Annotated in this window: 10 protein-coding genes; 8 read left to right on the top strand and 2 right to left on the bottom strand. The window is 53.0% G+C overall.

Going from position 1 to position 12,096, the window contains the following annotated elements; translation table 11 throughout:
- Window positions 1-36: 36 nt before the first annotated feature.
- Window positions 37-891, bottom strand: a complete 855-nt coding sequence (locus ACKI61_RS00145) for an outer membrane protein assembly factor BamD (protein ID WP_173565880.1) — start codon at window positions 889-891, stop codon at window positions 37-39.
- Window positions 892-953: 62 nt separating this feature from the next.
- On the opposite strand from ACKI61_RS00145, the gene ACKI61_RS00140 reads away from it, so the two are divergent.
- The 8 genes from ACKI61_RS00140 to nrdG all read left to right on the top strand — a co-directional run bounded on the left by ACKI61_RS00140 (window position 954) and on the right by nrdG (window position 11,093).
- Window positions 954-2,366, top strand: a complete 1,413-nt coding sequence (locus tag ACKI61_RS00140; protein ID WP_407455804.1) for an LptF/LptG family permease — start codon at window positions 954-956, stop codon at window positions 2,364-2,366.
- On the top strand, window positions 2,363-3,502 hold the full coding sequence (locus ACKI61_RS00135) for an LptF/LptG family permease (RefSeq protein WP_407455803.1): 1,140 nt from the start codon (window positions 2,363-2,365) through the stop codon (window positions 3,500-3,502). Before ACKI61_RS00140 ends, ACKI61_RS00135 begins: the two co-directional genes overlap by 4 nt.
- 10 nt (window positions 3,503-3,512) lie before the next feature.
- Window positions 3,513-5,339, top strand: a complete 1,827-nt coding sequence (locus tag ACKI61_RS00130) for a diguanylate cyclase (RefSeq protein ID WP_407455802.1) — start codon at window positions 3,513-3,515, stop codon at window positions 5,337-5,339.
- Window positions 5,340-5,347: 8 nt separating this feature from the next.
- Window positions 5,348-6,841: a sodium:solute symporter gene (locus ACKI61_RS00125; RefSeq protein WP_407455801.1), complete on the top strand. Its 1,494-nt coding sequence runs from the start codon at window positions 5,348-5,350 to the stop codon at window positions 6,839-6,841.
- The gene (locus ACKI61_RS00120; RefSeq protein WP_407455800.1) at window positions 6,838-7,608 is read left to right on the top strand and encodes an SIMPL domain-containing protein; all 771 of its coding nucleotides are present in this window, start codon (window positions 6,838-6,840) and stop codon (window positions 7,606-7,608) included. The genes ACKI61_RS00125 and ACKI61_RS00120 overlap by 4 nt, the downstream gene beginning before the upstream one ends.
- Window positions 7,609-8,020: 412 nt before the next feature.
- Window positions 8,021-10,351, top strand: a complete 2,331-nt coding sequence (locus tag ACKI61_RS00115) for an anaerobic ribonucleoside triphosphate reductase (protein WP_407455799.1) — start codon at window positions 8,021-8,023, stop codon at window positions 10,349-10,351.
- Window positions 10,352-10,376: 25 nt separating this feature from the next.
- Window positions 10,377-10,523, top strand: coding sequence for an anaerobic ribonucleoside-triphosphate reductase (gene nrdD, locus ACKI61_RS00110; RefSeq protein WP_072798566.1), 147 nt, complete (start codon window positions 10,377-10,379; stop codon window positions 10,521-10,523).
- 6 nt (window positions 10,524-10,529) lie between these two features.
- Window positions 10,530-11,093 (top strand): anaerobic ribonucleoside-triphosphate reductase activating protein, encoded by a 564-nt coding sequence (gene nrdG, locus ACKI61_RS00105; protein WP_407455798.1) that lies wholly within the window; start codon window positions 10,530-10,532, stop codon window positions 11,091-11,093.
- 12 nt (window positions 11,094-11,105) lie between these two features.
- On the opposite strand, the gene ACKI61_RS00100 is transcribed toward nrdG, so the two are convergent.
- A complete protein-coding gene (locus ACKI61_RS00100) occupies window positions 11,106-12,083 on the bottom strand; it encodes a hypothetical protein (RefSeq protein ID WP_407455797.1) in 978 nt (325 codons plus the stop codon).
- Between the last annotated feature and the right edge of the window lie 13 nt (window positions 12,084-12,096).

Below are 12,096 nucleotides of genomic sequence, written 5' to 3'. Positions count from 1 at the left end.
ATTCCTCATTTCACGTTCCATGTCCCGCATTCTACATCAGTTCTGCATTTCGCGGTCTTCTTTCCAGAAGCGCTTCTTCTGCGAATCCTTCTTCATGCGCTTTGCGAAGGCAATTTCAGCCTTGTCGATCTTCTTTTCGGTCTTTGCGATCTGCTTCTGAATTTTCTTGTCGTCGGGGGCCGCTTCGTTTTTCGCGATGTTCAGGTAGAGCTTCGCCGTTTCGAACTGGTCAAGTTCGTTGTAGGCCTGGGCAATCATGAAAAGGGCCTCGGTGCGGCGCTTGCTGTTGGGGTAGGTCTCCAGGAATTCCTTGAAGTAGATCACGGCGGCCTGGTACTTGTCCATGCGCAGGTAGAGCCTTGCGGTCTGGAATTCCTTTTCTGCCAGGCGCTCCACCAGAAGGTTATAGTAGTAGTTCACGGAGTCGCGCAGCGGCGTTTCGGGATAGTTCGACAGGTAGCGCTCGAAATCCTTCATGGCGATCGTCGTGTTCGCCTCGTCGCGGCTCACGCGGAATTCCATGTTGAAAGACGATACGGCCTTGCGGAACTCGGCCGTCTCGATGAACGGGGATCCGGGGAAGTTCAAGATGAAACTGCCATATTCGCCGCGGGCTTCGATCCAGTCTTCCATGTTGAAGTAGCTTTCAGCCATCAGGAACTGGGCCTGTTCCATATAACCGGTTCCGGCGCAAGTGGCAAGGATTTCTTCAAGCTTGTCGGTGGTGCGGCCGTACTTGCCCTTCTTGAATAGTTCTTCGGCGTTCTCGTAGCGGATTCGGCACCATTCGGTGTGCTTCATCTTGGTCTGTCCGCTCGACGAGCAACTTGCAAAAAAGGTTGCAAACGCAAAAAGGTAAAGGAATAGGGAAATCTTTTTGAACAGGGTCATTTTTTTTCTGCGGTTTTCTAATTTTACCCCCGTAAAGTAGAAAATTTTGAAAGTCCAGAAAAATGATTCTAGTCCGCTATGTATTGAAAGAGCTCATTGGCCCCTTTTTGGCGGCTCTTTTTGGAATCACGTTTCTGTTTGTCGTGGACTTTCTCGTCAAAATTCTCGACAATGTGCTTTCAAAGGGGCTTCCGGCTTCGACCGTCCTTGAAATTTTTGCGCTGAACTTGGCGTGGATGCTTTCGCTCTCAATTCCGATGGCGGTGCTGGTCGCAAGCCTCATGGCCTTTGGTAGGCTTTCGGGCGACCAGGAAATTACCGCCTGCAAGGCGGCTGGCGTTTCGCCCCTTTCGCTGATGCGCCCGGTGCTTCTGGTGGCGTTTCTGATATCGCTTTTGATGGTGGTATTCAACAACTGGGTGCTTCCCGAGGCAAACCACCGTTCCGTTGAACTCATGAATGCGGTTTCGCGCAAGAAACCCCACGTTTTCATCGATGCGGGCAGACTCATTACGCAGTTCCCCGACGTGCAGCTTTGGGTAAACCGCATTGATCCTGTCACGGGAACTTTGTACGGAATCCAGATTTTCGAGATGGAAAAGAAGGGGCCTCCCCGCATTGTGTATGCCGACAGCGCCTCGATGGAATATACCGACAACGGCGCCACCCTGATGCTTAGGCTGCGCAGTGGAGAAAACCACATAGCCGATGCGGACAATCCCGAAAACTACTTCCGCATTCGCTTCTTCTCGCAGGATCTTGCGATGAAGAACGTGAACGACCGTCTGGAACGTCGCAGCCGTAGCTACAGGAGCGACCGTGAGATGCCTATCGAGATGATGACGGAAGTCGTTGAAGAGGCCCGCAAGCAGTATGCGGAAGCCCGTGAGAGGGCTCTCGAAAAAAGGCTCAATACGCTGGTGGATTTGCAGAGTATCGTTCGGGGCGACTCGATCGTTCCCGAAAACTTGGAAAGCAAGACCACAATGGATTCTGTCCAGCGGCGGCGGTCTCTGCAGCGTGTTCGCGTCCAGGAAATTTCGGCGTTGCGTTCGACCGAGCGCGTCTATGGCCGTATGGAAGCGGAACTGAAACGCGAAGCGCAGTATACGGTTGAAATCCAGAAAAAGTACAGCACTGGGTTTGCGTGCTTCATCTTCATCTTGATTGGCGCGCCTCTTGGAATCATGGCGCGCAAGGGCGGTATCGGAACAGGCATACTCTATAGCCTTGCCTTCTTTGTTATCTACTGGATTTGTCTGATTGGCGGCGAGAACATGGCGGATAGGCTCATCGTGAGCCCCTACCTTGCCATGTGGGCGTCGAACATTATCATCGGAACTTTTGGCATCTTCATTACGATTGCCATGGTGCGTGACCGCTTCTCGGGAGATTCGAAGTTCTTCAGGGGACTTCGCGCCATCGGCGGCTTCTTCAAGAAATTCTTCGGGTTCTTTACGCGGAGGCTCGGATGAAGTTCACCAGGTACCTGATGTGGAATTTCCTGAAGATGTTCCTGATCGTGCTGCTCGGCGCGATCCTCATGTTCGCGGTCATTGACTTTGTGGGAAACATCAAGACCTGGCTTGCCCGAGACACCAAGGACGCCGTCGACTACTATGTGAGCTACCTGCCCTACATGCTCTATCTGATTTCTCCGGTGGCACTCTTTATCGCGGTTCTTGCCTCGGTGGGCAACATGACCAGGCACCTTGAGATGAGTGCCATGCAGAGCTCGGGACAGGCTCCTTTCAAGACGCTTTTTCCCATATTCGTCTTTGGAGTCATCATATCTATAGGCTCATACGAAATGAGCGAACTCTGGCTTCCGGACGCAAACCACAAGCGCCTAGAAACCATGGAGACGAATGCCCAGAAAAAGAAGAACCCGCGCATCAAGGAAAAGCGCGACTTCACCTTTATCGATAGCGAACGGGCGAGCTGGTTTTTTAGGAACTATTCCGGCAAGATGAAGCTTGGCCGTGATGTCGTCTTGCTTTTGCGCGAGAATGGTCGCTTGAGTGAACGCTACGATGCAAAGATGGTGCGTTGGATCGAAGATCCTCCTCGCGATTCACTCGATTCGATTGCGCGCCTAAGCAGCATCGACCCGCCTCCAGGTTGCTGGCAGTTCGAACGCGGCTTTCGGCGAGAATTCTTAAAAGATGGCTCCGTCAAGGTGTACCCGCTTACCCGAGAAAAGATGTGCGGCAAGGTTTCTACCTATCCCGGTGACCTGATCAACGAACGTCAGACTCCAGACGAAATGGATTCCAAAATGGTTTTGTCCAGAATCAACGTGCTGCGTCGTTCGGGCGAAGATACCCGTGCCATGGAAACTGCCCTCCATTTTAAGCGTTCTGCGCATTGGATGAACTTGATTGTACTACTCATCGGTGCAGCACTTTGCCACCGCTATAGCCGCTCTGGCGGGCTTTCCCAGAAGTTCGGGGTTGGCCTCTTGATTGTTTTTAGCTATTATATCCTTGAAAGAATTGGTTTAAAGATGGGAGAAAATGGTGCTTTGTCGCCTTTCTGGGCCGCATGGATCAGCCACTTTGTTTATGGCGGGGTGTCTGTCGTGATGCTGTACCGTTCCTTCCGCTTATGATGGGATAAATATGTTGTCTGTTGCAGAAATTTTGTTCGCGGTATCGGGGCTCCTGTTAGGGCTTGCTTTCCTGGGAGGAATGTTCCTGTTCCTGATTCCCTTTGCGGTGGTCGCTTTTGTGCTTGCCTGCTTGAATCGCCCACGCCTTGCGGGACCGGCCTCCACGGCGACGCTTCCCGTGATTTCGATTCCTGGGCGCTCTACGACGACGACTCCTGTAGTGGCCCCTGATTTGCGCTCGGAATTCCGCAATGGTACCGGCATGGCGAACGAGCCAGAAGCCGCTCTTAAGGTAAGCCAGGTGTGGGCCCGTGCAAATGCTGACATCAACCGTTCCATGACCGACATGCTTCGCGCCCTGAAGATTGTCGTGCCGCATGTGAATTCCGTGCTGGTGTTCACCCAGATGGAAAGCCAGAAGGAATGGGGAATCCGCAATTTTGTAAACGACAAGGAAATCTCGGTGAATCCCTGCATCCGCATCACCGAGACTTCGGGACTTCTGGGGCAATTGTTCCGTTCGGGAGTGAACCGCCTTTTGGAAGGCGACCTGCCCGGCGCCAAGAGCATGATGTACTATCTGGACAATCCCGCCATCAAGTCGATGGTGGCTGTCCCCCTGATAGACCATGGCAGCGGCCTTCGCGTAGGGGCCCTGGTGATGGATTCGGTGTACCCCAATGCGTTTAACGATTCTATAGCGCATGCTCTTTCCTATGTGGCAAGCGCCATCGCCATGCTCGACTACAAGGGCTTCTACTCGGCACAGAAACACATCGCCCTTCAGCAGTACAGCGGTCTTTACAACTACCTGCGTCGATTCTTCCAGACCATGACGGTCAAGGACATCTTCAAGCAGATCATCAACTACGTGAAGACGAACATGGCCTACGACCGCCTGACAATTCTTGCGATGGACCAAGGTGAAGAACTGGGTGGCCGCATCGTGTATTGCGACGGTGTTGACTCTGAGCAGTTTGCGAACAAGCGCTTCACGCTTTCGGACAAGGGCGTCTTTGTCCTTTCGCTGATGCGTAACCGTCCTATCGAACGCTCCTTTATGCCGGGCTTCAAGGACTACCTGCCGCGTCTGAACGATTCGGAACGCAAGAACTTGAACTTGCGTCAGATTTTGGTGATGCCGATTGCCTCTGACCCCGAAGCAGAAATTGCCCAGATCGCAATCTGCCTCGAAAGCAGCAGCTCCATGCCCTACAACGACCACGAAAAGGAGCTCCTCAAGGCGTTTGCTGGCGTGGCGGGCTTTGCCTACGACAAGGCGCTCAAGTTCGAAAAGGGCCGCGAGGAATCCATGCGCGATGGCCACACCGGGCTCATCAACAAGAAGACGCTCTTTGAAAAGCTTCGCGTTGAAAAAAGCCGTGCCGAACGCAGCCGCTGCAATATCGGTCTTCTGATGATGGATATCGACCACTTCAAGAGCGTGAACGACACCTACGGGCATCCGATCGGCGACGTGGTCATCAAGGGAATTGCCGATACCATCAGCAACGAAATCCGCAAGGACATTGACATCGTCGCGCGCTTTGGCGGCGAAGAGTTTGTCGTGGCGCTAATCGATACCGATGGAGAAGGAATGATTGAAACTGCAGAACGCATCCGCAAGTCGGTGCAGAAGCTTGCCTTCGACATTCATCAGGCAGATCCCCTGCGTGTGACGGTGAGTATCGGCGCATTCCTGCTTGCGCCGGGCTTCAACGGCGAACTGCAGAAGGCGGTAAACAATGCCGACCAGGCTCTTTACCGCGCCAAGGAAGGCGGCCGTAACCAGGTCGTGCAGTTCCAGGAAGTCGAAGCTGAACCTGCTACAGTGTAATTTCCCTTATGTTTACTCTACTCGATTGGATAGTCCTTGCTGCGTATCTGCTGCTTTCCGTTTTTATTGGCCTCTGGGTTTCCCGCGGCAACAAGAACCTTAAGGAATATATGCTCGGCGGAAGCGCGATTCCCTGGATCGCGGTGGGCATCAGCCTTATCGCCACGTCGGTGAGCGCAACGACCTTCCTCGGCGCACCCGCCGATGTCTACGGCGACAACATGACATTCCTCATGTTCCAGATAGGCGCTCTCATCAGCATCTTTGTCGTGGGCTTTGTGTTTATCCCCAGGTTCCGCAGCTCCGGCATCACGAGCGCCTACGAACTTTTTGAATCCCGCTTTTCGAGACCAGTTCGTAAAATTGCGGCGGTGTTCTACTGCCTGCACCTGCTGCTCCGCACCGGCATCTTGCTGTTTGCACCGTCATTGGTGCTTGCGCAGATTCTGCATATCGACCTGAAGATTGCGATTGTCGTTGCTGCAGCGGTCGCCATTTTCTACACGTGGTTCGGAGGCATCAAGGCGGTCATCTGGACCGACGTGATGCAGTTCTGCGTGTTCTTTGGCGGTGGCGTGCTGGTGCTTGTCGTTATTGCGTCTTCGGTGGGCGGCTTCGGCGAAATGGCTGCCCTCGCATCAGAAGCAGGCAAGACCAAGTGGTGGGATGCGTCCATGGACATCTCGAATGCCCGAACCCTTGTCTCTGCGGGCTTTGCCTATGCGATTCTAGAAATTGCCATTCGCGGCTGCGACCAGCAGTTCGTGCAACGCTACTTGAGCTGCAAGGATGTCAAGGCGGCGAATCGTTCGAGCATCTTGTCCATGGTGCTTGGCTGCGCCGTCTCGATCCTCTTCTACTGGGTGGGGGCAGCCCTCTTCGTGTATTACCAGAAGGCCCATGTAGCCCCTCTTCCTGAAGGAATTGGTCAGAACGATGTTTTCCCTTACTTTATTGTGAATGGGCTTCCGGCGGGAGTCACGGGTCTGATAGTCGCGGCCATCTGTGCGGCTGCCATGAGTAGCCTTTCCAGCGCCATCAATTCGCTCGGCAATACGTCGGAACGCGATTTCTTGAGCTGGGACGAAAACGAAGGCATCGGTGGACTCAAGCGCGCTAAGATCTGGACCGTCGTCTGGGGTGTTCTTGGAATTTTCTTTGCCCTGTTTGCCGCAACGCAGCAGGGGAGTCTGCTAAAGAACGCCATCTTCTTTACGGGACTTTTCACGGGGCCGCTTCTTGGTATGTTCCTGCTTGCTTTCTTTGCCGATAAGATTTTTGGGTGCGGAGCAGGGAAACTTCGCAGCTGGGTGGTCATTGTTGCCGTGGTGTGCGGCATGGGGAGCCTTATCTTGGTGCAGGGTATTCCGGTGTTCCATGTTCCGGCGCTATTGGGCGGAATATTCAGCTGGCCCTGGATGCCCTTTATCAGCACGACAACGACTATCGTTGTTGCAATACTTGTCAATGCGGTTGTTAATTTATTCAAGGTAAGAAAATGAGTAAGGTGACGTTCTTTCTTGTCGCCCTTGTGGCGCTCCTCGGATTTTTGCTCCTGTCTATCGACAAGGATAATTCTTCTCGCTCTTGGGACATGCCTGCCCTAGCATCTGACCGCCCGGTTCCGACCGTCGATGTTTCTGCGTCAGAAACCCGCAAGTACGAGGCGAACGAATTCGTGACGGTTGCGCGTCTTGAACTGCATGGCAAAGATAAGGAACTCCTGTTCAAACAGCTCACGAGCCGCCGCAATTCCGTTTTTGAACAAATGAAGGCTCTTGGGGTGTCGGAATCCGATATCGAGCAGAACAGTGTTGAAATGCGCAAGGAATGGTCTTACGATCGCGGGACGCGCAGCCTTACGGGCTATGTGGTCTGCCAGACTTTTGCCATAAAAACTTCGTCCAGGTCCACGGCGGCGGCTGTCATTGCGTCGCTTTCTGCAGAAATGGATGTCGAAATCAGCCATACCTCGGCAACACTTAAGAACCAGGATTCCCTGAAGAATGAAGCCATTCTTGCGGTGGGCAAGAAGGCCCTTGCAAAGGCGGAGAGTTACGCCGAAAGCGTCGGTGGCAAGCTCGGACGCGTCATCTTGGTCGGTGGAGACAATTACGGCGATGGGGGTGTTGTCTATGGCCACACCGTTCTTGGCTCTGCCAGAAAGTCTTTTGCCTATAACGATGCCGCGGGTGCAGATGTTTCTTCCGTTGCCGACTCTGTAGAAATCTCTGCATCGGTTCATTTGGTTGTTGAATTGCTCCAGTAAGGGGGCTAGTCACAAGGTTTTCGTTTGTCAAGGCGTTGATTATAAAAAAACTTTTATTTTTCTGTTGATAAGTGACCGTGATAGTTATAAAATGCTAACTGCTTATAAATAAAGGGGTTAGCCTTTTTTGTTCATAATTTGTCTTAAACAGGAAAAACGGGGGCCGGTTGTAGGTGTTGATAAATTTTATTTTGTAAAACAAAATTTACTCAAAAAGCGAAATTTTTTTGAAAAATGTCTTCCATTGTCACTTTCATTTATTATATTGTTTTCCATATCTTGTGCTTCGGTGTTGCATTGAGACACAAGATATAGTAAATCAATAAGATTGGAAGAAAATTGTATGCTCGATACGAATTTCGCCGCTCAACCCCTATTTTGGGCAGATTCGCCGAGCAGTAAGGATTGGTAGATGATTGTTTCTGTAAGGAAGCGCGACGGCCGTGAGATGCCGTTTAACATTGAAAAGATTGCCGACGCCATTGTCAAGGCCTTCCGTGCCTCTGGCGAACTGAATGAACAGATCAAGGCCGCCCAGAGCCAGTTGAATTTGCTGGGTAACGACGACGTGCTTACGAGCACCGCTCTCAAGGTTTCTGCCGACGTTGTAGGTAGGCTCGAAGCCGAGGGCAAGACCGTTCCCGATATCGAGGAAATCCAGGACGCTGTAGAAAAGGCACTTACCGAAGGTGGTTATGGCGACACCGCCAAGAGCTACATCCTGTACCGTGCCGAGCGTACCCGCGTGCGCGAAGTCAATACGCGCCTCATGCACACGCTCAAGGATATTACCTTCAGCTCTGCCAAGGAATCTGACCTCAAGCGTGAAAATGCAAACATCGATGGCGACACCGCCATGGGTACCATGCTCAAGTATGGTTCCGAATCGGCAAAGCATTTCTACACCATGATGATGCTCAAGCCCGAGCACAGCCGCGCCCACATGGAAGGCGACATCCATATCCACGATTTGGATTTCTACTCGCTTACCATGACCTGCTGCCAGATTGACCTGAAGAAGCTTTTCAAGAACGGCTTCAATACGGGTCACGGCCACCTGCGCGAACCCAAGGACATCCGCAGCTACGCGGCTCTCGCTGCCATTGCCATTCAGAGTAACCAGAACGACCAGCACGGCGGCCAGTCCATCCCGAACTTTGACTACGCCATGGCCGACGGCGTGCGCATCACCTACCGCAAGGCCTACCTTTCCAACATGGTCAAGGCACTTATGCTTCTGACCGGAAAGACCGAAGAAGAAGTTCAGCCGGTAGTGAAAAAGCTTCATACCGAAATGGCCGAGATGGGCATGGTGGCAACTCTTGTTCCCAACGAAAAGTTCCAGGAGTCCGAAGCCTACGAGCTTGCCAAGAGCTATGGCGAACACACTGTCGTGAATGCACAGAAGTTTGCAGAAAAGATGGCCTACGAAGAAACCGACAAGGCGACCTTCCAGGCCATGGAAGCCTTTGTCCACAACCTGAACTCCATGCACAGCCGCGCCGGTGCCCAGACTCCGTTCTCGAGCATCAACTACGGTATGTGCACCGAACCCGAAGCCCGTATGGTGATGAAGAACCTTCTCCTCACCACCGAGGATGGCCTCGGCGGTGGCGAAACGGCCATCTTCCCGATTCAGATTTTCCGCGTCAAGGAAGGCATCAACCTGAACCCGGGAGACCCGAACTACGACCTGTTCAAGCTGTCTTGCCGCGTGAGCGCCAAGCGTCTGTTCCCGAACTTCAGCTTCCAGGATGCCCCGTACAACTTGCAGTACTACAAGCCGGGCCATCCCGAAACCGAAATTTCGTACATGGGCTGCCGCACCCGCGTGATCGGCAACAACTATGACCCGACCCGCGAAATTTCTTATGGTCGCGGCAACCTGAGCTTCACTTCCATCAACCTTCCGCGCATTGCCATCAAGATGAAGTCGGTGGACCTGTTCTTCAAGGAACTTGACCGCATGCTGCAGCTTGTGAGCGACCAACTCATGGAACGCTTTGCGGTGCAGAGCAAGCGCAAGGTGAAGAACTTCCCGTTCCTCATGGGACAGGGCGTGTGGATCGATTCCGACAAGCTCGGCTGGGAAGACACCGTGGGCGAAGTCATCAAGCACGGTACCCTTTCCATTGGCTTTATCGGCCTTGCAGAAACCTTGGTGATGCTTACGGGCAAGCACCACGGTGAATCCGAAGCTTCCCAGGAACTGGGGCTCAAGATCATTGGTCACATGCGCGAATTCTGCGACAAGGAATCCAAGCGCCTGGGCCTCAACTTCAGCTTGCTTGCAACACCTGCCGAAGGCCTTTCCGGTCGCTTCGTGCGTATGGACAAGAAGAAGTTCGGCATCATTCCGGGCGTGACCGACCGCGACTACTACACCAACTCGTTCCACGTGCCGGTGTACTACAAGATTTCTGCGTTCAAGAAGCTTTCTCTAGAAGCCCCGTACCACGCTCTCACGAACGCTGGCCACATCAGCTACGTCGAACTCGATGGCGACCCGACACAGAACCTGGACGCCTTCGAAAAGATTGTGCACCACATGGCGAAGGTGGGAATCGGCTACGGTTCCATCAACCATCCGGTGGACCGCGACCCTGTCTGCGGATTCGTCGGTGTGATTGGTGACTGCTGCCCCCGCTGCGGACGCACCGATGGACACGCCATTTCCGAAGAAAAACTGGCTGAACTGCGTAAACTTTATCCGGGTATGCCCGCCTTCAAGGGCATCCGCTAAAAATTTCTAGTAAGGAGAATCAACAATGTCTGAAAAAGAACTGAACAAGTATGGTGAAGGAATCGGATTCGAACGCATCCGCCGTATCACGGGCTACCTCGTCGGTACCGTCGATCGCTTCAACAACGCCAAGCGTGCCGAAGTGAACGATCGCGTGAAGCACGGTGTGTAAGTCGTTATGGAAGAAGAAGAAAAGCCGAGGCTTCGCATTGCGGGAATTGAGCCCGAATCCTTTGTCGATGGCCCCGGCATTCGCATGACGATTTTTACGCAGGGCTGCAATCACCATTGCCCTGGCTGCCAGAATCCGCAGACCCACGATTTCAACGGGGGTCATTTTATCGATATTGACGAGATCCTTGAAATGATCGAGGAAAACCCCCTGCTGGACGGTATCACCTTCAGCGGTGGAGACCCGATGGATCAGGCTGCCGCCTTGATTCCCTTGGCTCGTGAAATCAAGGAACGCGGACTCAACCTGGTAATCTTTACCGGCTACACCTATGAACGCCTCATGGAACTCTCGCCTGAGCGTCCGGAATTGTTCGAACTCTTGACATTCGCGGACATCCTGATCGACGGCCCCTTCATTATGGCAAAAAAGTCGCTCGAGATCAAGTTCAGGGGCTCCACGAACCAGCGCATCATCGATGTGCAGCAGAGCCTTGTCGAAGGCCATGTGGTGCTTCATCAGATTCAGCTGGACGAAATGAAAACCCGCCCGGACCTGGTGCTGGCCTAGTTTGCGACAATCCTAGAATTTTTTCGTGAAAATGCACATGATGGTGCGGAGGTCCCACTCCGCACCTACTTGTTTCTGTAGCAGTTCTTCGCTTGTTTCGTAGCGGCTGTGCTCGTAGCGGCGGTCCCTGGAAATGGCTGCCATCAGCATCCCGTTCCAGGTTTCGTTTACCTTGAACGAGAGCATCGGCACGATGCTTATGGTCCTGAATCCAGGGTTGTAATCCTTGTAGGCGGGGTCGAAGTCGTAGGCGTGCTTGAATCCGCTCACGTTTGCGGCAAGCATGGCCATGGGGACTCGCTTGAAAGGCATCATATAGATGAGCGTGCCGCCACACTTGTAGTGGAATCCGTTGACCATGTTGCCGTTGCCGGCTTTCCAGACTTCGCCGTCGTCGGCGCCCGTGTAGCCGGAGTAGGCGTATTCTCCCGTTAGCTTCAAGATGACTTTGGTCCAGTCGCTTTTAGGGAGCAGAACCAAAAGGGGAAGCGTGAGGGCTCCCTTGTAGGTGAACCCGTAGGCGTATTCGGTAAAGATGATGTCTTGGCGGTAATCCTTTTTTTCGATGTCGTAGACGCCCATGAAGGTGGATGTCTCGCCGTAGTTGAGAGCTGTCCCGCCATCTGCCTGCAAACCGATTTCTAGCAGGTGGATCAGCTCCACGGCGACATCGAGCTTTATTCCCAGTCCTGCAAAGTTTGCTTCGCCAATAGCGGAACCCTTGAATGTGGCCAATTTCCCGCTGGGTTTTTGCCATTTGTAGAAGGTGCTCCACGAGGGGGCGGCAAAGGCGAAGAATGGCCAGTTGTGTAGGGTCTTCGAATTCTTTAGGGAATTGTGCGGAAGGATCAGACCTACAATGGAAAGCGTGTTTTCGTGTTCGTAGACAAGCGTGTCACTTGCAGGTGTTTCGGCAAAAGCGATTTGTATGCAGAACAGCACCAAAACGAGCAGTTTCGGAAGATGTCGAGATGTCCTTGCGGGGTCCATCGGGATGTCTCCG

The organism is Fibrobacter sp. (genome assembly GCF_045601785.1).
Classification (GTDB): Bacteria; Fibrobacterota; Fibrobacteria; order Fibrobacterales; family Fibrobacteraceae; genus Fibrobacter.
Note: the sequence above shows the minus strand (reverse complement) of the source record. Positions and strands in the feature narration are given on the sequence as shown.

Bases quoted from the DNA above. Each gene is read 5' to 3' on its own strand.
- ACKI61_RS00145 (WP_173565880.1), bottom strand. From the start codon at position 891: ATGACCCTGTTCAAAAAGATTTCCCTATTCCTTTACCTTTTTGCGTTT.
- ACKI61_RS00140 (WP_407455804.1), top strand. From the start codon at position 954: ATGATTCTAGTCCGCTATGTATTGAAAGAGCTCATTGGCCCCTTTTTG.
- ACKI61_RS00135 (WP_407455803.1), top strand. From the start codon at position 2,363: ATGAAGTTCACCAGGTACCTGATGTGGAATTTCCTGAAGATGTTCCTG.
- ACKI61_RS00130 (WP_407455802.1), top strand. From the start codon at position 3,513: ATGTTGTCTGTTGCAGAAATTTTGTTCGCGGTATCGGGGCTCCTGTTA.
- ACKI61_RS00125 (WP_407455801.1), top strand. From the start codon at position 5,348: ATGTTTACTCTACTCGATTGGATAGTCCTTGCTGCGTATCTGCTGCTT.
- ACKI61_RS00120 (WP_407455800.1), top strand. From the start codon at position 6,838: ATGAGTAAGGTGACGTTCTTTCTTGTCGCCCTTGTGGCGCTCCTCGGA.
- ACKI61_RS00115 (WP_407455799.1), top strand. From the start codon at position 8,021: ATGATTGTTTCTGTAAGGAAGCGCGACGGCCGTGAGATGCCGTTTAAC.
- nrdD (WP_072798566.1), top strand. From the start codon at position 10,377: ATGTCTGAAAAAGAACTGAACAAGTATGGTGAAGGAATCGGATTCGAA.
- nrdG (WP_407455798.1), top strand. From the start codon at position 10,530: ATGGAAGAAGAAGAAAAGCCGAGGCTTCGCATTGCGGGAATTGAGCCC.
- ACKI61_RS00100 (WP_407455797.1), bottom strand. From the start codon at position 12,083: ATGGACCCCGCAAGGACATCTCGACATCTTCCGAAACTGCTCGTTTTG.